At 32.6% G+C, this 25,556-nt stretch carries 20 protein-coding genes; 16 read left to right on the top strand and 4 right to left on the bottom strand.

Going from position 1 to position 25,556, the window contains the following annotated elements:
• Positions 1-218 precede the first annotated feature (218 nt).
• Together MKZ18_RS20770 and MKZ18_RS20765 are read left to right on the top strand one after the other, a co-directional pair.
• Positions 219-1,379, top strand: a complete 1,161-nt coding sequence (locus tag MKZ18_RS20770; protein ID WP_340841802.1) for a DUF262 domain-containing protein — start codon at positions 219-221, stop codon at positions 1,377-1,379.
• Positions 1,363-1,500 carry an AAA family ATPase gene (locus MKZ18_RS20765; protein WP_341344600.1) on the top strand — a complete coding sequence of 46 codons (138 nt, stop codon included), beginning with the start codon at positions 1,363-1,365 and terminating at the stop codon, positions 1,498-1,500. The genes MKZ18_RS20770 and MKZ18_RS20765 overlap by 17 nt, the downstream gene beginning before the upstream one ends.
• 20 nt (positions 1,501-1,520) lie before the next feature.
• Here the strand turns inward: MKZ18_RS20765 and istB (MKZ18_RS20760) are convergent, their stop codons facing one another.
• Entirely contained in the window at positions 1,521-2,285 is a 765-nt protein-coding gene (gene istB, locus MKZ18_RS20760) for an IS21-like element helper ATPase IstB (RefSeq protein ID WP_025909801.1), read from the bottom strand.
• 2 nt (positions 2,286-2,287) lie between these two features.
• The gene (gene istA, locus MKZ18_RS20755; RefSeq protein ID WP_144594440.1) at positions 2,288-3,850 is read right to left on the bottom strand and encodes an IS21 family transposase; all 1,563 of its coding nucleotides are present in this window, start codon (positions 3,848-3,850) and stop codon (positions 2,288-2,290) included.
• 265 nt (positions 3,851-4,115) lie between these two features.
• Here istA (MKZ18_RS20755) and MKZ18_RS20750 point away from each other — a divergent pair, with 265 nt between their 5' ends.
• The 5 genes from MKZ18_RS20750 to istB (MKZ18_RS20730) all read left to right on the top strand — a co-directional run bounded on the left by MKZ18_RS20750 (position 4,116) and on the right by istB (MKZ18_RS20730) (position 9,105).
• Positions 4,116-4,934 carry an AAA family ATPase gene (locus tag MKZ18_RS20750; RefSeq protein WP_445936761.1) on the top strand — a complete coding sequence of 273 codons (819 nt, stop codon included), beginning with the start codon at positions 4,116-4,118 and terminating at the stop codon, positions 4,932-4,934.
• Positions 4,935-4,938: 4 nt separating this feature from the next.
• Positions 4,939-5,397, top strand: a complete 459-nt coding sequence (locus MKZ18_RS20745; RefSeq protein WP_341344599.1) for a hypothetical protein — start codon at positions 4,939-4,941, stop codon at positions 5,395-5,397.
• Between the two features lie 797 nt (positions 5,398-6,194).
• Positions 6,195-6,680 carry a hypothetical protein gene (locus tag MKZ18_RS20740; protein ID WP_340841807.1) on the top strand — a complete coding sequence of 162 codons (486 nt, stop codon included), beginning with the start codon at positions 6,195-6,197 and terminating at the stop codon, positions 6,678-6,680.
• Between the two features lie 122 nt (positions 6,681-6,802).
• Complete coding sequence (gene istA / locus MKZ18_RS20735; protein WP_328264292.1) at positions 6,803-8,350, top strand: IS21 family transposase; 1,548 nt, start codon at positions 6,803-6,805, stop codon at positions 8,348-8,350.
• Positions 8,347-9,105, top strand: a complete 759-nt coding sequence (istB, locus tag MKZ18_RS20730) for an IS21-like element helper ATPase IstB (RefSeq protein ID WP_340841809.1) — start codon at positions 8,347-8,349, stop codon at positions 9,103-9,105. The genes istA (MKZ18_RS20735) and istB (MKZ18_RS20730) overlap by 4 nt, the downstream gene beginning before the upstream one ends.
• Positions 9,106-9,217: 112 nt before the next feature.
• Here the strand turns inward: istB (MKZ18_RS20730) and MKZ18_RS20725 are convergent, their stop codons facing one another.
• Together MKZ18_RS20725 and MKZ18_RS20720 are read right to left on the bottom strand one after the other, a co-directional pair.
• Positions 9,218-9,433, bottom strand: coding sequence for a transposase (locus tag MKZ18_RS20725; RefSeq protein WP_338150448.1), 216 nt, complete (start codon positions 9,431-9,433; stop codon positions 9,218-9,220).
• Positions 9,434-10,750 (bottom strand): ISL3 family transposase, encoded by a 1,317-nt coding sequence (locus tag MKZ18_RS20720; protein WP_340841811.1) that lies wholly within the window; start codon positions 10,748-10,750, stop codon positions 9,434-9,436.
• On the opposite strand from MKZ18_RS20720, the gene MKZ18_RS20715 reads away from it, so the two are divergent.
• The 9 genes from MKZ18_RS20715 to MKZ18_RS20675 all read left to right on the top strand — a co-directional run bounded on the left by MKZ18_RS20715 (position 10,751) and on the right by MKZ18_RS20675 (position 25,339).
• Positions 10,751-11,176 (top strand): recombinase family protein, encoded by a 426-nt coding sequence (locus tag MKZ18_RS20715; protein WP_239429128.1) that lies wholly within the window; start codon positions 10,751-10,753, stop codon positions 11,174-11,176.
• Positions 11,177-11,407: 231 nt separating this feature from the next.
• Complete coding sequence (locus MKZ18_RS20710; RefSeq protein ID WP_340841815.1) at positions 11,408-11,866, top strand: hypothetical protein; 459 nt, start codon at positions 11,408-11,410, stop codon at positions 11,864-11,866.
• A gap of 17 nt (positions 11,867-11,883) precedes the next feature.
• Positions 11,884-12,186: a DUF2325 domain-containing protein gene (locus MKZ18_RS20705; RefSeq protein ID WP_340841817.1), complete on the top strand. Its 303-nt coding sequence runs from the start codon at positions 11,884-11,886 to the stop codon at positions 12,184-12,186.
• 72 nt (positions 12,187-12,258) lie between these two features.
• The gene (locus tag MKZ18_RS20700; protein ID WP_340841820.1) at positions 12,259-14,196 is read left to right on the top strand and encodes an N-6 DNA methylase; all 1,938 of its coding nucleotides are present in this window, start codon (positions 12,259-12,261) and stop codon (positions 14,194-14,196) included.
• Positions 14,197-14,342: 146 nt separating this feature from the next.
• Positions 14,343-15,626: a sigma-70 family RNA polymerase sigma factor gene (locus MKZ18_RS20695; protein ID WP_340841822.1), complete on the top strand. Its 1,284-nt coding sequence runs from the start codon at positions 14,343-14,345 to the stop codon at positions 15,624-15,626.
• Entirely contained in the window at positions 15,616-18,909 is a 3,294-nt protein-coding gene (locus tag MKZ18_RS20690) for a DEAD/DEAH box helicase (protein ID WP_340841824.1), read from the top strand. Before MKZ18_RS20695 ends, MKZ18_RS20690 begins: the two co-directional genes overlap by 11 nt.
• 327 nt (positions 18,910-19,236) lie before the next feature.
• Entirely contained in the window at positions 19,237-21,021 is a 1,785-nt protein-coding gene (locus tag MKZ18_RS20685) for a type I restriction-modification system subunit M (RefSeq protein WP_340841828.1), read from the top strand.
• Positions 21,014-22,312, top strand: a complete 1,299-nt coding sequence (locus MKZ18_RS20680) for a restriction endonuclease subunit S (RefSeq protein ID WP_340841832.1) — start codon at positions 21,014-21,016, stop codon at positions 22,310-22,312. Before MKZ18_RS20685 ends, MKZ18_RS20680 begins: the two co-directional genes overlap by 8 nt.
• Positions 22,313-22,324: 12 nt before the next feature.
• Positions 22,325-25,339: a type I restriction endonuclease subunit R gene (locus tag MKZ18_RS20675; protein ID WP_340841834.1), complete on the top strand. Its 3,015-nt coding sequence runs from the start codon at positions 22,325-22,327 to the stop codon at positions 25,337-25,339.
• Positions 25,340-25,556: the final 217 nt, after the last annotated feature.

Below are 25,556 nucleotides of genomic sequence, written 5' to 3'. Positions count from 1 at the left end.
TAAAGAAAGAATGGCTAGATAAGTTAAATATTTAACTTATTAAAGTTTATTTGAGTATGAAGTGGATTTTTATAGTGTAAAATGCTTTATATAGTACAAGACAGGGAAATCTGTCTTGTTTGTGTTGCTATTTGATATTAAGTTACAAAGTACAGACTTTTTGCTATATTTGCTATATTATTAAGTAAATAATTGTTAAGAAAAGGGTGGTGAAATATTTGGCAAACGAACTTTTTTTAGAACTTGAAGATTTAGAAAATGAGGACAACAAAAACTTATTAAGCCCCAATAAGTATGATTTTAGCGAACTAACACAAATATACCCTGAAGCAAATATCAAAGTTGAAAGAGAACAATATCCAATTTTTCAACTCAAAAGAAAGTATGATCGTGAACAAATTATTTTAGATCCTGATTTCCAAAGAGAAGAAGTGTGGGACAATAGGCAAAAATCAGAACTGATTGAATCAGTCTTAATGGGAATTCCATTACCCATCTTTTATTTGAACGAAACAAAAGATGGTCAGTTAGTCGTAGTGGATGGAAGACAAAGGCTTACTACTTTTTTTTCGTTCCTAAATAATGATTTTAAACTAACAAAGTTAAGAATCCTACCTTATCTTAATGGGCAATTCTTTGAGGATTTAGATGAAATGTTACAGGCTAATTTAGAGGACTTCCAATTGATTGCTCAGGTTATTAAACCTCCGACACCAGATAGAATTAAGTTCGATATATTTGACAGAGTGAACAGGGGTGGCACTCCTTTAAATAATCAAGAAATGAGAAATGCCCTATATCAAGGAAGGTCAACAAAGTTATTAGATAGAATTTCTAAATCAAAGATATTTAAGAAAGTAACATGTAATTCAATAAATTCTACTAGAATGAAGGATAAGTATTTAATCCTAAGAACAATATCTTTTTACCTATGGAAAAAAGGGCAGTTACTCGATGCTAATGGCGTGCAAATAGAATACAAAAAAGACATAGATGAATTTTTAGGATTGGCAATGGAATTTTTAAATTCACTAAATGATAGTAGTATTGAGCAACTAGAAAGCATATTTTACAATACAATGGAAAACAATTATATAATTTTTGGAGAAGAATCATTTAGGCGTCTATCTGATGGAGATAGAAAAAAACCAATTAATATGATTTTATTTGAATCGTTCGGATATTTATTTACTCACTTTGAAAGTGAGGTATGTCAAAGCCACAGAGTATTAATTAGAAGAATGTGCGATCGGTTATTACAAAAACAAGAATTAAATCGGTTATTAACTCTTGATAGAGGAAGAGGTATTGTGATTCCCGAGGTATTTAAACTTTTTGAATCACTTAAAGAGGAGATACAGCATGCTATCGAAAATTAAGGTAAAAAACCTAAAGTGTTTTGATGAAAGTACAATTGAACTTCGTAATTTTAACCTATTGGCAGGGATGAACTCAGCAGGTAAATCAACATTCATACAGTCTATTGTGACCGTCAAGTAGAATGAAACAATTTTTGCTCGTTATTTTGAAACACTTTGTTCCCCAAATATGGTAGAACGATGCTTCATACGATAACTATCTTCATTTAAATGAATGATTTCTACTCGGTGAAGAATCCTATCTAGAATTGCTGTTGTTATAGCTTGATCACCCAATAATTCTCCCCATTCTTTTGGTGCCTTATTAGAGGTCAAGATAATGGAAGACTGATTATACAAGTCATTAATTAAATGAAAGAACATATTAGCTTCTTGTTGATCCATTGCCATAAACATTAAGTCATCTATTATGACTAAATCAGCCTCTCTAATTCTTTTCATTCTTGCTTTTGACTTTCGTGTGATTTCTTCTGTTTTCAGGTTATGAATTAAATCTCCCATTGATGTGAATATCGCTTTATACCCTTGGTTAATAGCCTCTATTCCTAGGCCTACGGCCAGGTGAGTTTTACCTACACCTGGTGGCCCTAATAAAATCAAATTGTACAGCTGTTCTATCCAAGTTAAATCTTTTAATCTATTTAGTTGTTTGTTGCTTAAAGACTTTTGTTCTTTTAAATTAAACTCCTCAAGTGTTTTGCTGAAAGGAAAAGTTGCCCACTTTAATCGGTTGTTTAGTTGCTTTTCTTCTCTTCGAGTTTGTTCATAAGAAGTGACATCTAACAGGAATTGAGTAAATGAAAGGTCTTTTTGCTCAGCTTCTCTGATCAAATGGGGGAGATGCTTGGCAGTTTCAACGAGTCTTAACCCTTTCATTATGTCTTGTAATTGTTGGATTTGGCTCATCGCTATTCAACCTCCATTAAAACCGTGTAAGTATCTACTTTTCTTTTGTATGCTTCTGTTTCTAAAACCCATTCTGATAGCCTGTTCAAAGTCTTAACTTCTTTCTTTTTATCAATAACTGTTTCATGTACCTGGCGCTGACGTTTCACATATGCAATGATATCGCCAAAATCAGTTGCACTGTATAATTTCCTTTTTAAACACTCTGCTAACGCTTTAGTCAGTACTTCGTTATCGATACCTTTTGTTTCGCGCAAGATGATTTGCAACTGGTCTTTAATGTAACGAGGATTTTTTTCCCTAACCTTCTCTAAATATTTAAAGGCTAGTTCTTTATCTTCAAATCTCTCAGCCACTGTATGAATGAATGCTCCAACACCTTTTGTACGATCCCTACTATGTTTTTTATCTTTTATTAACATCCCTTTCCCTTCGGGAATTGAATGTTTTGCAATAATTTCGCCAGTATCAGGTATATAAATAACTAATTCTTTAGTCTCCGTTTCCTTGATACATACTTTTTCATATTTGTTATAAGTTCCAAGTGGAAGAGAGTACCGATTAGATTGGTAACGAATAGTATTGTCCTTATGAACACATCTTGCTATACTTATCTCATAGTTATTTTGAATATCTATATTTTGGGAGACTGGTTTTAAGTGTTGCTTTTCCAGGAGGAACACTTCGAATGGTCTCTTTTTTGTTGTATTGTGTATTTTATAGTTACCCGTTCTGTTCAGCCATTCCCATCCTTGCTCATTCCAAGAGTCGATGTTATGAAACACTCTATGTTTGGCATAGTTTTGTTTGATAAATCCAACTACATTTTCTATTCTTCCCTTACTCTCAGGGTCAGCTTTTCTACAAACCCGAAGGTTTATTCCTCTGGATTCTCTATACTGCTGAAATTCTTTAGTTAAAATTAGATCTCCACCATTTTCGCTAACAACAATTAAACTATCTTGGTCATAAACGATCTCATTGGTCATTCCTCCATACCATTTAAACGCGTTCTCATGGGCTTGTATAACATCCCGTGTTGTAAATGGTCTATCCAACCACTCTTTATACTTTTGTCTAGAATGTGATAAGACAAAAGCTATAAAGTTGAGTTTGGCTTCCTTATTATCAACAGTTTTTTGTCTCGTATGACCAAAATCTACTTGCATTTGTTCTCCCATTGGGGGATCAGGAATTGCCTCATACATTCGAGGAGATGTTTCCTTATTTATTTTGTATTCTTCTCTTAATGCTTTTACATATGTTCTTACTGTACTTTCTCCAACAGTTAGATCTTTATATTTCTCTAAAAGCCAATCATAAACTTGTGCTGCTGACATATCCGGATGCATTCTCAACCAAGATAAAATCAGTTCTTTATATGGATCTAATTTTTTCTTTTTATACTGAAGAGAATCAACCCATTCCGCCATCTCCGAAGGAGATCTCTTTAAGTGCCTGTAAACAGTTGTTCGAGAAACCCCTAACTTTTCAGCTATCTTTGTCTGACTAAATCCTTGCTTTAATAATTGCTTTATCTCCATGTACATTTCCCACTTATCCACCTTCGCTAACCTCCACTGCAAGTATGAACTATGATCATTTTACAGTGATAGGTTGATATTTTTTGCTGGTATATTTGGGTAAATAAGCGTTTCATCTTATCAAGCAAAAACTGTACACTTTATTCTAGCAGTCACATCTATTCTTTTATCTATACAAAATATATCTAGCGAGGGAAAAAATCCTCTTAATGGAAATCTAATATCGTTAGGTGAATTCTCAGAAGTAAGGAACTTTATTAAAAATGCAAAAAACTTTTCAATTACCTTGTATAGTGATTTAAATAATTCTTTAGAACTTTATTTTGAAGAGAAAAATGATCAACTATCTCTAACTATAGATAATAGAAGCGAAGAGTTGATTGAGTTTTTTCACCAAAAAAATAAAAGAATACGATACCTATCATCAAAGAGAATAGGTTCACAAGATTTGTATTCGAACAATTATGATAACTTCAATGATATAGGAATTTTTGGTGAGTATGCAATAGACTATTATGAGAGTAATAAAACTTCTCCTATTGAATTATTATTAATCAAAGATAAGAATATTGGTTCTACATTAGAACATCAATTAAATTATTGGTTAAAGTATATTATGAATAGTGAGTTATCGACTGAGGATATACATGGTACGGATCTTGTTAGAGCACAATTTTCATATGTAAATAATCGCTTTGTAAGACCTAAGAATATTGGTTCAGGTTTAAGTTATATAATATCAATTTTAATTAGTGGATTAGCATCAAAAGTAGGAGACTTAAACATCATAGAAAATCCAGAGATACATTTGCATCCAAGAGCACAATCTAAACTGACAGAGTTCTTAACTTTTATTGCAGACAAAGGAGTTAAGTTTATAATTGAGACTCATAGTGATCATATATTTAATGGGATGAGAAAGGCAATTAATAAAAAAGTTATATCTACCGAATCTCTTAATACCTATTTTTTTGCAATAGACGATAAAACTTTATGTTCTAATCCCAAAAAAATAAAATTTGATAATAATGGTAACGTGGAAAATCATGAGGCTGGTTTATTCGATCAATTTGATGATGATTTAGATGAGTTATTAGGATTGTGATAATATGGAGTTAATAATAAATGAGTTTTCACTACAAGGTCATTTTAACAGTATAGACGATTTCTTGGATTCATTAATTAATATTATTAAGATAGAAACTATAATGAAAAAGTCTTCATTAAAACTGTTGAAACATTATGAACTATACTCCTCACCGATAACTAAGGAATTAACATTACACGATATTTTATTAGATAATAATATAAGAACGAGACCAGAGATAAGAAAGTTTAAAAGACTTTTAAGTACATTAATAAATGATCCCCCATTCTGGAATGATGATCAACGGCATGGTAGTAATAATAATTACTATTGCGATTATACAGAAAAAACAAATGGTTACTCATTAGCAGAGGCGTGTGAAAGAGATAGAATAGTATTATCTTTTCAACATAATAAATTTAAAGAACCTGATATTTTAATGAAAAAAGATTCAGATGAAATAACATTGATTAATATATAATCCACGTGATTTATTAGATTTTTTATATGAAAAAGAATTAATAGATTCATATTCTTACTGTCTATATTGGTTTAAAGATTCGAAAATATCTATGGACCTACTAGAAGAAGAATACGGATTTAATTCTCTACAGAAACATGAGAAAAAGATTTTCATATCTGCAGTGAAGTTATTTGACCAGTTAAGTTGGGATGATATACCTAATCATGAGGGGCTAAAATACAAACAGTATCAACCTAGTCCTAATGAAGATTGGTTTAGGAATTCAAAGTACAGTGATAAGCAAATATTAAAGTTCCGTGCTAGTCAAAAATTGAGATGCTACGGTTTTCGAGAAGGAAATATTTTTAATATTCTAAGGTTCGAAACAGACCATAAAATTAGTGATTATGGCTAATTTAAAGATCTATTTCAAAAACCAAAACTTAATTGCTGATTAACTAACACTAACACAGAATCGAGTCACAAGTAGTAGTAAAACAGAAAGTGGAACTAACTATTAATAAAGAGTAGATAAAAGTGGATTATTAAATTGTAGATAATCAAAAATATAAAGACAGGCGTCCGCCTGTTTTTTTTATTTTTAGTGATAATGTCGTATTAATAATAGAATATTTTACTCTATTCCTAAGAATGAAAAGAGAACTGTAGACAATTACCAATTTAAAGTATAACCTAATTACTATAAATAGGAAAAATTTTCTTGAAAATGAACAATTATTAAATTTGAAGTGTAAATAGGATTTTAGACTAAATGTTAAAATTTATTTACATGAATAAAGGTGTAGGTGAAAGTAATGGAGTATCCTTATTCAAAAGTAATTTCTATAAAAAACGAAGACCCCCATTTATTTTCTACTATAGAACTAGAATACCCAAAAGACAAAGAAAAATTCTTAGACTATATCCTTCCGGTTTTAGAAAAGGAGTATGGATTAGATAATCAATTAATCGAGGAAAAACTTCAAAATGCATCTGAAGACAAAACGAAAGCAATAAAAAATTTTTTAGGAAAATATAATACACCTGATCCTAAGAAAAATATCTCAACTAATAGACCTTGGCTGAAAAATACGAGAAGTAAATTACCAGAAATTATTGCGAGGGATATTTTATCTAAGAAAGAAAAAGTAAAGTTTCCTTATAGATATAGTATTAATGAAGAAGATCCAGATATGCCTAAAAGAGGTATAGATGGTTTTGGGTTTATCTTTAAAGAAGATAATGATGGGGTATCTTTAGATTACATTGTAGCAGCAGAAGTAAAGGCATGTAAACGCTAGAATATAATTGACAGTTTTTGCTCAACGTAATTTTACATTTTTGCTTCAATAAGCTAGAACTCTAGTAAAATAATAGAAGGTGTTATTTTACTAGGGGGGACAGCGTCTTGGAGGAGAAGTTAATGCTTTATTTAAATATTCAACAGTTACATCAACGGAAGTTTAAAGTATCTCAAATTGCACAGGAGCTCAAAGTATCGAGACCAACCGTTTATAAATATTTAAAAATGACATTTGAAGAGACAAAAGCATACATGGAACAGCTACAAGGCAAAGGTAAGAAATTGGATCCCTACAGGGATTGGATTATCGCTTGGCTTGAAGAATACCCTCATCTCAGTGCAGCACAAATCCACGATTGGCTCTTAGAGCGTTATCCAGATTTAGTTGTTGGAGAGAGTACAGTAAGAGCCTATGTGAAAGAGATGCGGGAGATTTATCAGATTGAGAAAAAAGTAATCATTCGGCAGTATGAAGCAATCCCTGAACAACCTATGGGTAAGCAAATCCAGGTGGATTGGGGAGAAACGAAACAGAAGACCACTGAAAAGAATGAAATCAAACTATATTTCATCGCTTTTGTCTTAGCTCACTCTCGATACAAATACATGGAGTGGCAGGACCGGCCTTTTACGACAAATGATGCCATACGATGTCATGAAAATGCATTTCAATTTTACGGAGGACGTACAGAAGAAATTGTGTATGATCAGGATCGTTTAATTACAGTAAGCGAAAATTCAGGTCAGCTACTTTTAACTTCTGAATTTCAAAGCTATGTAAATGATCGTAAGTTTAAAGTTCATTTATGTCGTAAGGCAGACCCAGAATCAAAAGGAATGATTGAGAACGTTGTAAAGTACATAAAGGGAAATTTCGCAGACAGCCGAGTATTTAGCAATATTGAAGATTGGAATAACCGTGCGTTACAGTGGCTACATCGCACTGGAAATCAACATGTTCATCAGACAACGAAAAAAAGACCAGCTGAAGTGTTCCCCGTCGAAAAGCAACACTTACAGCCCGTCTCTTCACCACTCTCATACGAAAGCGTCATTACCCCAAGTATAACAAGGAATATTAGTAAGGACAATACAATACGGTTCAAATCAAACCGTTATTCCGTTCCTCTCGGAACGTATAGTGCAGTCTCTGATAATGAGGTTTTTATTGAAGTCACTTCGAGCCAACCACCAACGCTGATTATCCGTAAACAGTTGGATGGAGAAGTAATTGCTGAACATAGCATTAGTAATGAAAAGGGAAAGCTTATTCAACATCTACATCATATCCGGGATCGCTCAAAAGGTATTGAAGAATTTAAGCAACAACTTGTTTCACATTTTGAAGATCAGGAACGTGCAACTTCTTATTTAAATGAAATTTGTTTAAGATACCCACGGTATCGGCGTGATCAGCTCATAATTATTCAAAACGTCATTGAGAAATACCCAATGTGGATTGAAGCCACTTTGACTAAATGCCTGATAGATAAACTTTACAGCGCCAATGACTTTCGGGATATCGCAAACCATCAAAATGCATTACAAACTGAATGTACCCAAAAGGTGAAGACTCCCTTTATAAAACATTCAAGTCAAGACAACATCATAGTGACAACTCGCTCTCTTACTGCTTACACAGGTATTTTAGGGGGTGAACCACAGTGAATAAAACTGTAAATGACTTGCAGGAGCACTTTCGCCAATTAAGGTTATCCGAAACAGCTGAGGAGCTACCAAAGCTCCTACGTGAGGCGGAAAAATCTTCTTGGACGTATTTAGAATTTCTTGAATCTATCACACGTTATGAACTAAGAAAACGTGAAGTAAAAAGTTTAGAAAAAAGAATGAAGTGGGCGCACTTCCCTTACGTGAAGTCACTAAGTGAATTTAATTTAGAAGAGCAAACAGCTTTAACGGGGCGCCAATTGACCCAGCTCGCAGAGCTAAACTGGCTTGAGCAGCAGTATAATTTAATTTTATTGGGACCGCCAGGTGTTGGTAAAACATTTTTAGCAATCGGTTTGGGAATTGAGTCTATTCACAGAGGTTTCAACGTCTATTTCGTAACTATGGGTGAGCTTATTCATCTTTTAAAAACGGAAGAATTTCTAAATAAATCAAAAGTGCAGCTAAAGCGATTAAGAGGCGCCGATCTGGTCATTATTGATGATTTAATGTACATGGCAATGGATCAACGAGAAGCGAATTTGTTTTTTCATTTAATTAATCATTTGTATGAACGAAGTTCCATCATTCTCACATCTGATAAAAGCCCTGAACAGTGGGGTGAATTAATGGGAGATCAAGGAATTACCACTGCAATTTTAGATCGTGTACTTCATCGTGTAGAAGTCATTCATATGGATGGAGATAGCTATCGAATGAAACATCGAAAAAGTGTATTTTCAGCAGAAGTGTAAAAAGCAAATAAGCAAAAAATGTAAATTTTGACGGCTCTTTCTCACTTTTGGTGAAGGCAAACGTCGCCATATGTCAAAGATATGTATTGTTTTTTTAGAAAAACAACTCTACCTACAATAATGGTATGAGCACTCTTTTTTTCAACAATTCATCACTTGCCCGACCATACATCATACGTTTTAACGTCTTCACACGGTTTATATGCCCTTCAGATAACCCGTTACTTAGAGGATCAACACAGGCAGCCATTACTCCTTGTAAGTCCTTTTCAATATAGGTTGTAAACGTGTTGAGAGCCGGAAATGAATAAAGTTTACATCTTTCAATCTATCCAGATAAGCCTTGATTGTTGCGTTTCCTGATAATATTTTTAAAGCTGCATGTCACTTCAACTAATTGCGGTATAAGTGGAAACTCTTTTAAACATGCCGAAGGTAATGTATTCAGCCAGTCACTATTCTTTTCACTCCATATTTTCCATAGTAAGCAATCTCTAGATATGGTATACGTTGTGGCACTAGCTCTTTGTTCCTGGCGAATTCTTGACACGGCTGCATTTAAGGTAGATCGACATCCTGTATAGCCTACCTTTCTAAGTTCTACCTCCATACGGCTTGTGGTCCATCCATACAAATTCCACTGACGTAATTGAGGCAGGTATGGATCTAAGAGCTTAACACGATTAATAGGCTCTTTCTTCTTACGTCTTAAATCTTGATAGACCGTAGGGCGAGAAATATTTAGATGACGAGAAATCCAAGCAATGGATTTCCCTTTAGCTTTCCACTCCTTTACTTTTAAGCTACGCTGCCAAACCTTTTCTGCATGCAGGTTACGTTGAATATCTGTTTTGCGAATAAGTAGTGGGTCTGGTGTAGGGTTTTTATATTCTGTTTTTCTCCATATAGATGGAAAAGAGTGTTGTAAGGTCTCTTTAATTGCTGTAAATAAACCTTTCAGTATATGCCAACGATTCGTGATCTGATAAGCATGAGGAAGTGCTTGAGAAATAGCTTTAGCGTATGTTGAGGAACCGTCCCGAGTAACTGTTTGAATAGTAGGGTGCTGTTCGAGCCATTTTACGACTGTTTCTTTATCTCTACCATTTAAAATAGCAATGGGTCTTCTGGTTTCTTGATTGATAATAATCGTACCGTAACGACAACGTTTCTTGAATGCAAAGTCATCAATCCCAATATGAACCGGAGGTTCATAAGAAGGCAATTTCAATTTATGAAGCAAGTGTAAAAGTGTGTGGTGACTGGTTACAATACCTAGATATTTAGACAGCCGAGATGCTACTTTGCAGCTCGTAGATAGTGCAATTGACTTCAGCATCTCGTGTAAACGTTTGGTTTTGCGTTGATAGGTTCCTAACCACGTAAATCTTTCTGTAAAAATAGCTTGTAGACAACTACGGTCATCGCAAAAAAATTTACGTGTTTGTAGTCGTATATACGTTGATTTACCATATGCAGGTACATCCTGAAGGGATCGAACATATTGGCTGTGTATGCGGTTAGACGGAGTATGACAAGACGGGCATCTACAAGAAGAATGTTTAGATTTTACTAGATATATATAAGATTGATCTTCTTGTATAACGAGTAAACATTCTATATTAGTGAAAGAGGAAAAAGGCATGTGGCGATTCGCTCCTTTTTATTTCACTATACCATCTTTAAAGTGCCTTCACCAAAAGTGAGAAAGAGCCATTATATTCTAGCGTTTACATTTGCTTATGTTCGAACTAATAGTGGAAAAAATAAAGAGATTTCTTTACAAAAACAGACAGGGATAATCGAGGATTTTATTGATCAAAATAATTGGAACTTAGATTCTGTTTATGCTGATGTTGGTTCTGGAAACAATATTAATAAAAACTTTCTTAAAATGATTGAAGATGCACAACAAGAAAAAATCAATGTTATTATTAGCGATCCATCACGAATTTCAAGAAACTCCGATTATCTATCTAATATGATTGAAAAACTACATGAAGAATATAAAATTCGTATTATTACAGTAGATTATGGAATTAATACTTTTTTGCATAATAACCTACGTTAATGGTAATTAAAATTAAGAATCCTGTTTGAGTAGGTCTATTCTGATAGTAGACAGAGAAGGTAATTCGACATTAGATGTTTGCCTTCTCTTTTTTCTTTTTTTTAAAAGAATAAACAAAAGTCAAAAAAAGAATTATAAATACCCTTTACAAGTATTAGTGGTTTATGGTATAACTATTTTAGACATAAAAATGAAGTTAAAACTTAATAAAATATTGGGAGGGTTTCTATTATGAATAGAACAATTGCAGAAAGAAGTAGAATAGCGACAAATAATCAAAGAATGTCTCAACGTGATTTACTTTTGGAGGAACAAAAAAGGAATTTAAAATACCTTTCAGAGGTATTCGGGAAAATTGGGTTTGTCGTTGAAACTGTAGAAATAGATTCAAGAGCAATATTTGCACCAATTGTTAAATTCGTTAACCATGAAAAGAAATCAAGACAATTTAATACGCTATTAAGCATAATGGGATTAAGTAACTTTAGGACGACTCCAAGAGGAAAATTAGTAAAAATTGAGACAGTCCTGAAAAAGAATGTTAACAGAGAAGGTAATAGAAGAAAACAACACATTAGTAGAATGGCAAAGGTAACACCTTCAGACGTTAAGTTACTAGCAGACCTGTTAAGTAGTAAACGTCAACAGATTACTACATATATGAATGTTACTAGGGAATTAGAAATTTAGAGATGGAGTGAGTAAATATGAAAAAGGTTGCCATTATTGGTGGTGATAATAAAAAAGGATACGAGGACAAGTTAAAGACATTAAATTTTGAGTTAAAATATCATGATGGAAGAATAAAAAGAAAAGGGAACAAAAATTATTTCAGCAATTTATTAAAAGATGTTGAATGTGTTATAGTTATACTATCAGCTGTATCTCATGGTACAATGTATGCAGTTAAAGATGTTGCAAATAAATTTGGAATTAAAGTGGTTTATCACCGTAGTAAAGGAATTTCTAGTGTTATAAATGCTGTCCACGAGAACGTGGCTTTTTATTAAAAGAAAATTAAAAGGAATTTAAAATACCTTATTGGAATAAGGTTAATACATTGACGAGGAGTTGTTACTTATATGGATAACATTGAGTTAAGAGCAAATAAAGCAAGTTGGGCAATTGGCGAACGACTCAGAGGAGAGGTACAGTCTTATCAATACCATGAAGTTGGAAGTAGAATTTTTACAGCAAAATTCTTGTTAGTAAATAAAAGTCATTCAATAACTATACCAGATGATATAACGTGGGAAAGAATCAGTTCTTCTCACTATAATATAGGAAATCTGATTGATGAGTTATTCCATAAGATTGCGCATCACAATGAGTTTAATCTAGATTTACTAAGTAATTTTTCTCTTTCAAAGATAGGAGACCATGTACTGTATGATTGCCTAATGATTATGGACCAAAGTTCTCTAACAATAGAAGAGTTTCAAGATACAAATTTAACTGGTCAATATTTCTTACATCTCATACAACGACTAATGGAAAGTGAAGGAAAAGAATTAGGAACATCTGTAACACCAGAAGGATTAAATAGACTTATGATACGAATATTAAATCCTTCTAATGGCAGTTTGTACGATGGAGCAGCAGGAATTGGGGGATCGTTAATTGAAGCTTACCGTTTCAATAATGACATTTCAATGTTTGGGCAAGAGATAAATGAATCAAATGTTGCTATAGCTTACATGAATGCAATTGTAAATGGAATAGATTTATCAAAATTTCAAATTGCAAAAGGTGATACATTGTTCTCTCCCGCATTTATAGAAAATGATAGTAACTTAATGCAGTTTGATTATATTGCGATGAATCAGCCCTTTGGTTTGAAATTAAACAATATACAAATGATGGATTATGATCCCTTTGGCCGTTTTAACGGTAGAATGGGAAAAATCAGTAGAATGCATGGTGATCTAGCGTTTTTACAACATACAGTTGCATCTTTGAATGAAACAGGAAAAGCCGCTGTAATAGTTCCTGTAGGAGTATTATCAAGAAGCTCTCATGCTGAAAGGGCATTTAGAGAATATATTGTCAACAATGATATTATCGAGGCTATTATTTTATTACCAAATAAACTCTTGTCGTATACAACGATTCAAACTGTACTACTAGTATTAAATAATAAGAAGCACTCAAGTAGAAAGCAGCAAGTTTTAATTATAAATGCCGAAGAACAGTTTACAAGCAAAGGTCGCTCACAAAATTATCTAACACAAGAAAATATTGATTTGATTGTAGCTATGTATGAACAATCTTCAACAGACACAGAAGATGTGAAAGTTGCCAACCTAACAGAGATTATAGAAAGCGAATTTAATCTAAATCCAAACAATTATTTTACAAGCCAAACTGTGGAAACCCAATTTGGTGATGTCATTATAAATAAAGCTGTATATGACGAAAAGGTTAAAAATAAGAGGACTTTAAAAGAGATAGCCCAATTATCACGTGGAGTTAACTTACCAGCTAAGAATACAATTAAAGAAGGACAAAAAGGATATAAGGTTATCCAACTAAAGGATGTAGAAGATGGTAAAATAGACTTAGAAAGTATTGAAGTAATTCCTGTTAATAATGCCGAACGTTATTTGGTTGAGAGTGGTGACATTATTATAGCTAGTCGTGGAACGGCTTATAAAGTGGCAATTGTTCCCGACCATAATGAACCTTTAGTACTATCTAATATGTTTATAAGAATTAGAATTAAGGATAAGGCATATAAGCCGGAGTACATTAAAGTTTTCCTTGATAGTCCAGTTGGTGTGGCTCTCATTGAGGGAATGAAAAAGGGTGGAACCGTAAAAGCATTAACAACACGGGATATTGAGGATATTGAGTTTCCTGATATTGAAATAAATGAACAAGAAGGAATAATACAGACAGTAAAAGATGCTGAAGTGAAATATATGGAATTGCTCCAACAAGCAAATGAAGTATTAAAGCACGGGAAGTTAAATGCTTATACTAAGATGGGGCTTAGAAATGTTATTGAGGGATTGGATTAATTTGATCTGTTCCATCTTGTTAGAAATGATTAAGTAATTTCCTTTCGATTAAAATTATTTAATTGCTTGAAAATTTTAATTATAAGCAGTTAAAGATTACAAGCCAACTAATAAATATAAGTTTAGTAGGTTTAGGAGGTGATGCAATGAATAAAAAGCTAGATGATCTAATTTCCCATATTAAAGATAATTTTCGTTTTGGTAGTAAAATAAAGCAGAATATTGTGGACCAGTGGTTTAAAGAATACACACTTAAAGTCGAAGAAAGGTTTACCGTTTATGATGAACTAGACGCTTTGCAAATTGAAATCATTGATCACCCCAAAACTGTATTAAAGGCAAATTTATTGAAGTTGTTTAAATGTATCGAGCTAGAAAATGAAATTAACAGAAGTATTCTTATAAATTGGTTCAATCAAAATAATATAGATGAAAGTATACAAGAGAATATTCTAAGCGATTTAATGAGAAAAGGCTATATCATTATTGACGATACACAGCAAGAGAAAAATGAAAATGACTTTGATTTCGATCTACCTGATGACTTATTTGAAGATGATTTAGATTCATTATTGGATGATGACAGCTTCATTGGTCATGTTGATTCACTCGAAGATGTTATCGATAAGTCATGGAATATTGAATATTTAAATCAAATACATTCAGGAGATGAATCCAAACGAAAGAAGTCAATTAGCAATCTAGTTGAAGCGAATAGAAAATTAGTTTGGAAGATTGTAAAGCGTTATTCAGGCTTAGCAACAGTGGGGTTTGATGTAAATGATATGTATCAAGTGGGGGTTATTGGATTACTAAAGGCTGCAGAAAAATTCGATGTTTCCTTGGGTTATCAGTTTTCAACTTATGCAACTTGGTGGATAAGACAAGCTATTACTAGGGGAATAGCGGATTGCTCAACATTAATACGAATTCCAGTTCATTATAGGGAAAAAATGAATAAATTCATAAAAATAGAGAATGAACTGTGGAATGAATTAGCTAGGCCAGCTACAACATTTGAAATTGCCAAAGCAATGGAAGAGCCAATTGATGTTATTGAAGAATTACGTTTTTATATTTCACAAAGTAATTTAGATAGTCTTGACCGTCTAGTTGGGGAAGATGAAAGTACGGCATTAGGTGAACTAGTTTTAGATGAAAATTTAAATACTCCAGATGAGGAATATTATAAGATTGAGCTAAGAAATATAATTGATGATATTTTTCAAGGAGAATTAACAGAGAGAGAAATGCAAATTTTATATTATCGTTTAGGCTTTAATAATGATCAAACAATGACACTAGAAGAAATTGGACAAATATTTAATGTAACAAGAGAAAGAATTCGACAAATAGAAGCAAAAGCGCTTAGGAAGCTTCGAAAACCAAAAACGACAAGAGTGCTAAAGGAGTATATGTATGAATATTGAAAATAGAATTGAGGAAATAGTGAAGCAAAATGGACCATGCATTGTTGTTTTAAAAGGTTTTGATACAAGTGAACTAAAAAGAGAGCAAAAGTACTTTTCGTTTGATATAGACTATTTCGATAAAGTAGATTTGTCAACATTAGAAGAACAAGTAATAGAAGACATTATCAAACATCGTACTTTTACAGAAGATTATTTATGGATGACGATTGAAGAATATCAATTATTTAAAGAACAAGAAGCTATTAATAAAATGCCTTTGCTGGTAATCGAAAATAATTTATTCGATAAACAGTATCCATACAGAGGTACACTGTCAAATGTAGATAGCATTTACCATTATTTATATTATCAAGAAGATAATGAATTAGAAAATGACCAGTTAAAGGTATTAGAAAATGTTTCTAAGTTTTATGGACAAATAGATTATTCAAAGCATAGTGGTAATTATTATGTGACTTACCCAGAATTCGATAAAAAGCCATTGACCTTCAAATACTATGATGAGATGGATTATGACTTTAAATATAGCGATGATTACCCAACAGAACATATTTTGCAAATAGAATTATCGGATGATGAACTTCCATTTTTAGATCTTATTATGAACATTATTTTAAAAGAAGATACCAATAATGTTTTATTTGTTTTATCAGGAGCAAGCGAGTCACTGCCTAATAATTATTTAGCACGTATTAATATTATCGCTAATATTTCTGATATAAAAATATATTTTACAACATTATCAATAAGAAGAAAAGTAATAGAGAATGAAGATGCCTATGTAAAAATATTGAATGACGTTTATAAGTACGATAATTACAAGGAAATTGAGTTTTATAAGAACATAGAGAGTCAATCTAAAGAAACGATAAAAATTTCGCAAGCCCAAATTATAGATGATATAGTCATTCAGGCAGAAAAAGCAATACATGGTGAAGATTTTCGTGATATATATATAACTGCAGCAACTGGAGCGGGAAAGTCAGTGATGTTCCAAGTCCCTGCGTTATATTTAGCAGATAAATATGCAGATGATAAGCCTTTAACTTTAGTTATATCACCATTAATCGGTTTAATGAATGACCAAGTTGAAAGTATGCATAGAAAAGGTGTTAATAATTCAGCTACGATAAACGGAAATACCCCACCTTATCAAAAAGAACGCACACTTGATGGAGTTCAAAATCAGCAAATTGATATTTTATATCTATCTCCTGAAACGTTACAAGCTCGATCCGATATTAAAATGCTGATTGGTAATAGAAATATTGGTGTGGTGATTATTGATGAGGCTCATATAGTAACTACTTGGGGAAAATCATTTCGCTCTGATTATTGGTATCTAGGTATTTATCTAGCTAAGTTAAGAAAAGAATACAAATTTCCTATCGTTACTTTCACTGCAACGGCTATATATGGTGGTCGAGAAGATATGTATTTAGATACGAGAAATAGTCTTAATATGATAAGTCCTATTTCTTACTTCGGAAAGGTTCGTCGTGATGAGTTAATTATGGTTGTTCAAAGTAGTGAAAAAGATTTAGAGAAAGAAGGAAGGGATTATCGAAAAACGAAGCACGCATTGGCGTTGAAACATTTAAAAAAGGCCCATAAAAATAAACAAAAATCATTAATTTATTTCCCAACAGTAAGATTGTTGACGGATTTCAGTAACTTTTTAACGCAAAATGAACCAGATATTGCTAAAGTTACAGGTAAATATTACGGAAGCCTACTTAAAGAGGAAAAAGATGAAGTTTTATATCAATACAAAAATGGAGATTTACAATTTGTTTTAGCAACTAAAGCTTTTGGAATGGGTATTGATATTCCTGATATTACCAACGTGTACCATTATGCTCCTACTGGGAATGTTGTTGATTATATTCAAGAAGTCGGAAGGGCAGCTCGTGATAAGGATAAAGTAGCTAATGGATTTGGCTTAATTGATTTTTTAAATCGTGATATGAATGAAGTTAAACAGCTATATGGTATGTCGGCAATCCGAAAGAGTCAAATTATTGAGGTTATGAAAAAAGTTTTATCAGTATATAAAGAAAAGAATAATAACCGTAATTTAATTATTAGTCCAGAGGATTTTAAATATATCTTTGTTCAAAGCAAACGTGATGAAGATTCATTAGATAATAAAGTGAAAACAGTGTTATTAATGATTGAAAAAGACTTTTCGTCACCAAATAAGCTTGGATACTCTCCTTTTGTAGCAAGACCAAGAAGTTTATTTGGGAATGATTTAATATTCGTTACTCCAGAATTAGAAAGAACATTTATTCATTCAAATTTAGGAAGATATTTTAGTAAGCTATACGAAATACAGAGCAAGAGTTATTCTGCTGTATATCAGGTTAATTTGAGTGGAATATGGGAGAAACATTATAGAAATATGTCTTTTCCAAGTTTTAAATTTGCATTGCACACAGTGGAGGAAAGAGAGAAACTGAAGCATAAATCTATTTTTGAAAAGTTTATATATGCTTCAGGAGTATATGTAGGATTAAATAACAATGAAACAGATGAGTCAATTATTTCCAAGTATAATTTGATCTTACAAGCATTTGAAACGTTCGTTAATAGTTATAAAATATCTGGAAAACATTTTTCAGTTGAGGATCTTGGATACCATTTTATGAAAGCATTAAAAATCTCTGATAAATTCGAAGCTATGACGTTTGCACAAACGGTCATTAACGCAGCATTTGAATATTCGAAGATAAAGGAGATTAAATTCATATATGAACGAGCGAGCAGTGGAGATTCAAAGCCGAAGTATATTATAAACAATGATGGGGATTTATTTACTACATTCATTAAAAGAGGTTTGTTAGCAACATTGAAGCCGAGTGAAAATTTCGTTGAGAACGATGATGATATACTGACATTTAACATGAGAGCAAATAGTGTGGAATTAGATGCGAAAATAGCAGCATTGGGAATTGGGGAGAGTAGAAAGTTATTAAATTATCAAGTGGTGGGTGGAAACAATCCACAAATATATTTAAGAATGAACTCAATTTATCCATTAGAAAAAGCTATTAAACAAGGTGATTTTTATCAAAATAGCATATTGAAAGATGTTCAAGCCAAGCACTATACAAGTGTTGAAATGCTGAAGTATCTTTTTACAAAAGAAAAAGAAGGAAATTCACCAAAAGAGAAGATTCTAAATTACTCAAAATGGTTTTGGGATAATATAGAAGATTATTTTATGGGAATTCTACCAAGTGAAGTAAAGAACGCTTTAAGTAAGCCAAGAAAATAAAGCCTATCATTTTTAAAAACTAAATATTAAACCCTTTTCACTTTCTAAATCAAGGAAAAAGTATCGGGCAACAAGGAGATTAAAGCTTTGACGTCTCGGAGTATAAGTACTTGAGTAAATAGTAAATGGAAAATTGATGAAAGTAAAATAAATATAGATGAATGAATTTTAAAGTATAAAAAATAGCCCAAAGGCGTATTCACGCTCAGTAGCGGGAATTCCTTTGAGTTATTCTGCCCATGATAAATAAATATATGCTAAATGTTGGTAAAAAATAATGAGATTAAAATAAGGTAAATTATAGGATATAGAAAAGGAAGTAAAACAATGACAGAAAATCAACGTAATACACAAACAACGATTAATGTACAAAAACAAGCCAATTTAATTTGGAACGTTGCTGATATTTTAAGAGGGTTATACAAACCACACGAATATGGAAAAGTTATTTTACCTATGACTGTAATCAAGCGTCTACATGACACGTTATTACCAACCCATGATAAAGTTCTTAAAGCGTCAGAGCAACATAAGGATATGAATGAGGCATTTAGACATAGGTTCTTAACACAAGCATCAGGCTATTCATTTTACAATACGAGTGTATACACATTTAATACATTATTAGCAGATCCAGCAAATATTGAGACAAACTTCCGAGCGTATTTAAATAGTTTTTCAGATAATATGCTAGATATTCTAGCAAACTTTAAATTCGATGTTGAGATTACTACATTAGCTGATAATGATGCGTTATTTCATGTTATTCAAGAGTTTAATAAAAAGGAATCTTATTTAGGTCCAGATAAAGTAACGAGTACAGATATGGGATATATTTTTGAGGAATTAGTCCGTAAATTTTCAGAAAGCTATAACGAAGAAGCTGGGGAACATTTCACAAGTCGAGATATTATTTATTTAATGACGGATTTATTATTAATTGAAGACAGAGATACGTTAACAGAAGAAGATGTCGTAAAAACGGTGTACGACCAAACAATGGGTACATCGCAAATGTTATCAGCAATGCAAGAGCGCATTCAGGATTTTAACGAAAATGCAGAGGTAAGAACATATGGACAAGAATTAAATCCAGAAACATACGCTATTGCCAAAGCAGATACGATGATTCGTGGCGGAAACCCAGATAATATGGCTTTAGGAAGCACATTATCGAATGATCAATTTGAAGGTTATGAGTTTGATTATTGTATTTCCAATCCACCATTTGGAACTGACTGGAAAAGAGATCAAAATGCTGTAAAGGCTGAACATGCATTGGGTGAAAATGGACGATTTAGTGCTGGACTTCCGAAAATAAGTGATGGTCAACTACTCTTTCAATTAAATGGTATCTCAAAGTTAAAAGAGACTGGAAGAATGGCAATTATCCATAATGGTTCCGCACTATTTTCAGGTAATGCAGGTGGTGGGGAGAGTAGCATTCGTCAATATGTTATTGAAAATGATTGGTTAGAAGCCATTATTCAATTACCCAACGATTTATTTTATAACACAGGGATATCCACATATATTTGGGTCATTACAAAAAGCAAATCACCTGAACGTGAGGGTAAAGTACAATTGATTGATGCTTCAAAAATGTATGAAAAACGCAGAAAAAACATTGGTGAGAAACGTGTTGACATCTCTGAGGAATGTAGAAACATGATTGTGCAAGCATATGGTGAATTTGATAATAGAGAATATAGATTAGATGAAAAGATAGTAGAATCTAAGATTTTTGATAACGAGGATTTTGGCTATATTCGTGTTACGGTTGAAAGTCCACAACGTGATGAAAATGGAAATATTATCTTGAAGAAAAATAAACCTGTAGCAGATTCAAAGTTACGAGATACAGAGGATATTCCGTTAAAAGAGGATATTGATGCTTTTTTTGAACGAGAAGTATTACCGTTTAATCCAGATGCATGGATGGACCGTAAGAAAGACAAAATTGGTTATGAGATATCGTTTAATCGATTGTTCTATAAATTTACGCCACCAGAACCTTCTGAAGTAATTGCAGAACGGATAAAAAAGTTAGAGGAGTCTATTGTTGTTAACTTCCAAGCTTTATCTGGTAAGGATGTGAGTATCGTTGAGTAGAGAAATGGAAAATTCAGGTATTGATTGGGTTGGTATGATACCTAATAACTGGAAAACAGTGAGAATAAAGAATGTTTTAAATGAACGTTCTGAAAAAAATTCCCCAATTAAGTCGAACGTTATATTGTCTCTTATGAGAGATGAGGGAGTCATTTTATATGATGAAAAAGGTGATGTAGGAAATAGGGCTAAAGAAGACCTGTCTAAATATAAGTTGGCTTTTAAAGAAGATATTGTAATGAACAGTATGAATGTAATAATAGGTTCAGTGAATAAATCACCCTATGATGGAGTTGTTAGTCCTGTTTATCATGTTTTATATCCAAAAAACAACTCTTATGATGTTGACTATATCAATTATTTGTTTCAAACTACTGAGTTTCAGGAAAGTCTTAAAGGAATAGGTAATGGAATTCTTGCTCATAGAATGAGGATACCAATGAACAAACTAAATAATGTCGTCTTACCAATACCAGAATTATATGTCCAAAAAACAATAGTAGATCATCTTAATGAAACAACTTCATTGATTAATAATATAATTCAAGAAACAAAGTACTCAATGGAAGAACTAAAGAAATATAAACAGTCAATAATTACAGAAGCTGTTACAAAAGGAATAGAACCAAATGTTAAAATGAAAGATAGTGGAATTGAAGTTATTGGTAAAGTGAATAGTAACTATAGTATTATTCCATTAGGTTATTTGGGGTCTCTACAAAACGGCATTAGTAAATCAGGAGATTATTTTGGAGAAGGATATCCTTTTGTTAGTTATGGAGATGTCTATAAAAATAGAGTACTTCCTTTTTCAGTAAAGGGACTAATAAGATCTACAAAGGAAGAACAAGAACAATATTCCGTTAGAAAAGGTGATATATTTTTTACTCGTACCTCGGAAATAATTGAAGAAGTTGGAATGGCATCTGTTTGTCTAAACAATATTGAACAAGCTACTTTTGCTGGTTTTTTAATTAGATTCAGACCAAATGAAAATAATCAATTACTATCAAAATATGCAAGATATTATTTAGAAGCAACATTTATAAGAGACTTTTTTGCAAAAGAAATGAATTTAGTAACTAGAGCCTCTTTAAGCCAGCCATTATTAAAAAAGCTACCTATTATTTTACCTAGTGTAAATGAACAGCAAAAAATAGTTTCTTACTTAGATACACAATCTAATAGAATTGATGCATTAATCTCAGATAAAGAAAAAGTAATAAAAGAACTTGAACAATATAAAAAATCTCTCATCTACGAATACGTTACGGGTAAAAAAGAAGTGTGAGGGGGTAGAGATATGCTCGAAAACAAAGAAGTGCGTTTTGAAAGGGATATTGAAACTAGCTTAATAGATAAAGGCGGCTGGGAGTCGGCCGCCTTCAAAGATACAAACTACGATCCACAACAAGGGTTAGATGTCTCTGTACTACTATCTTTTATTCGTGAAACACAACCAAAAGCATGGAAGCGCTACGAAAAGATTTATCGTACAGATGCTGAAACAAAGTTTCTAAAGCGATTTAATGAAGAGGTAAATGCACATGGTCTCTTGCATGTACTTAGAAAAGGGATAAAAGATCGTGGTGTTTCTTTTAAGGTTGTTTATTTTCGTCCTGTTTCTTCTTTAAGCTATGAAAATATTAAACAGTTTGAAGCCAACCGTTTTCAATGTATACGCCAGTTTGCTTATAGTAGCAAAAATCGAAATACAATTGATATGGTATTGGCCGTAAATGGTATTCCTCTTGTCGCTTTAGAATTAAAAAATCAATATACCGGACAAAATGTTGAACATGCAAAAGTACAATTTGAAACGAATCGTGATCCGAGTGAACTTGTATTTCAATTTAATAAACGATTTCTAGTGTATTTTGCAGTTGACCACTTTGAAGTATATATGACCACCAAACTAGAAAAAAGCAAAACATACTTCTTACCATTTAACCAAGGATCAAATGGTGCCGGAGAAGTAGGTGGCAAAGGGAATCCACATAATAAAGATGGATACCCAACAGCATATTTATGGGAACAAGTCTTACATCGTAATCAATTTATGGATATTTTGGAACGGTTCATGAATTTTGAAGTGAAAAAAGACATCTTAATTTTCCCGCGTTACCACCAATTAGATGTTGTAAATAAGTTGGTACAAGATGTAAAAGAGCATGGTTCAGGGAAAAACTATCTAATTCAACATTCAGCGGGATCAGGAAAATCAAATAGTATTGCATGGTTGGCATATCATTTGGCTTCCTTACACGATATAGAAAATAACCCAATCTTTTCATCTATAATTATCGTTACGGATCGAACGGTGTTAGATCGACAGTTACAAGATACGATTACAAGTTTTGAACATACCACTGGACAAGTAGAGACAATTGGTGACAATAAATCGTCTCAAGACTTGAAAAATGCGATTAACGATAAAAAGAAAATTATTATTACAACTCTTCAAAAGTTCCCTGTTATTTATCAAGAAGTTGATGCTGCGGAAGGAAGAAGATTTGCGATAATCGTCGATGAAGCACATTCTTCACAAACTGGAAGAAGCGCACAGAAACTAAAGCAAGCACTAGCAGATAAAGAAGCATCTCTTAAAGAGTATCAGGAAATTGAAGAAGATATTGAAAACCACACATTAGATGACCAAGACCAACTGGTTCAAACATTATTATCACAAGGACAACATCATAATTTAAGTTTCTTTGCTTTCACGGCCACCCCTAAAGAAAAAACAATTGAAATGTTTGGTACAAAGCAACCAGATGAAAGCTTTAGACCATTCCATATTTATAGTATGCGACAAGCAATTGAAGAAGGCTTTATTTTAGATGTGTTAAAAAACTATATGACATATAAAACTTCTTATCGTATTGCAAAAGAAATAGAGGAAAACCCTGAATTACCTAAAACAGAAGCTGTTCGAGCGATTGCGCGTTATCAATCTTTTCATCCATGGGTTTTAAGGCAAAAAACAGAAGTAATGATAGAACAGTTTAGAGCGGTAACTAAAAAGGCTATTGGTGGTAGAGCAAAAGCAATGATAGTTACTCCGTCACGTCTACATGCTGTTCGGTATATGAAGGAATTTAAAGCTTATATTGAAGAGAAAGGCTATACAGACCTTGATGTTCTTGTTGCTTTTTCAGGTTCTGTTACAGATGATGACAAAGAATATACAGAGTCGAGTATGAACGTAACGAAAGACGGCGAACGGGTTAAAGAGAACCAGTTAAAAGAAACATTTCATGGGGATGACTTTAATTTATTGATAGTTGCAGAAAAATATCAAACAGGTTTTGATGAACCATTACTTCATACGATGTTCGTTGATAAAAAATTACGTGGAGTAAAGGCAGTACAAACTCTATCTCGTTTAAATCGTACAATGCAAGGAAAGAAAGATACATTCATTTTAGATTTTGTTAATACGGAAGAAGAAATATTGGAGGCATTCCAGCCTTTTTATGAAGTAACAACACTAAAAGAAGAAGTTAATCTAAATTTAATTTACGATACGCAAAGTAAATTACGTAAATTTGCATTATACAATGATGATGATATTGCACAAGTAATGAGACTGGTGAAACAAGCACAAAAGAAGCAAGATGAGCGTTTATTAGGCCGGATGTCTAGCTTATTCAAACCTGTCATCCAGCGTTACGAAGACTTACCAGAAGATACACAATATGAATTCAGAGTAACATTACGCAATTTTGGTAAATGGTATAACTATGTCGCACAGTTAGATCGTACATTTGATATGGAACTATTAGAAGAAAATATTTACACAAGTTATTTATTGAAATTTATTCCAAAAGAAAAACGAGAGAAAGTGGATATTGCAGATAAAGTGAAGCTTGAATATTATAAGCTTCAAAAGGATTTTGAAGGCGAAATCATGCTTGTTGCTGAAAATGAAGAGGGTGGGGAATTAAAGCATCCTGAAGAATTTAATGCAAACGTAAAACCAGTTGAAGAGCGTGATTCGTTAGAAGAAATTATTCATCGAATTAATGAGCGGTTCCCAAATAATTTCTCTCCACAAGATCGAGTAATTGTGGAAACATTGCACAAGGCATTTACTCAGGAAGTTGACGCAAAAATAGTAAACATGGCTAAAAATAATAGCCAAGAAATGTTTGAAAATAGCTTGTTTAAGGATGTATTCCTTGATCGAGTAATGGATGAGTACACGAAGAATACAGAAGCTTATCAAAGATTGATTGGATCTGACGATTCGTACTTTAAAACTGTCTATGCATTTATTGCTGCGGATGTTTATAAGACATTGCGGTCGGAAGTGTAAGGTAACAATAGAATTATGAAGTCTTTTGAGAAAGAGTATCTAGGTCAAGAAGGTATACGAAGTAAAGGATAGAGAGATAGAACAAGTAACAGAATCAAAAGATGAATAAAGATTAACACAGCGAATGTCAGTCATTTTAAGAAAAGTTAGATGAATAACTTTTATGGTGACTGGCATTTTTTAATAACTTTTTACAATGTTAGGTTGGTTAGTTACT

The organism is Priestia sp. FSL W8-0001, from assembly GCF_038050335.1.
GTDB classification, from domain to species: Bacteria; Bacillota; Bacilli; order Bacillales; family Bacillaceae_H; genus Priestia; species Priestia flexa.
The sequence above is the reverse complement of the archived record's forward strand: the minus strand, read 5'-3'. Positions and strand labels throughout refer to the sequence as shown.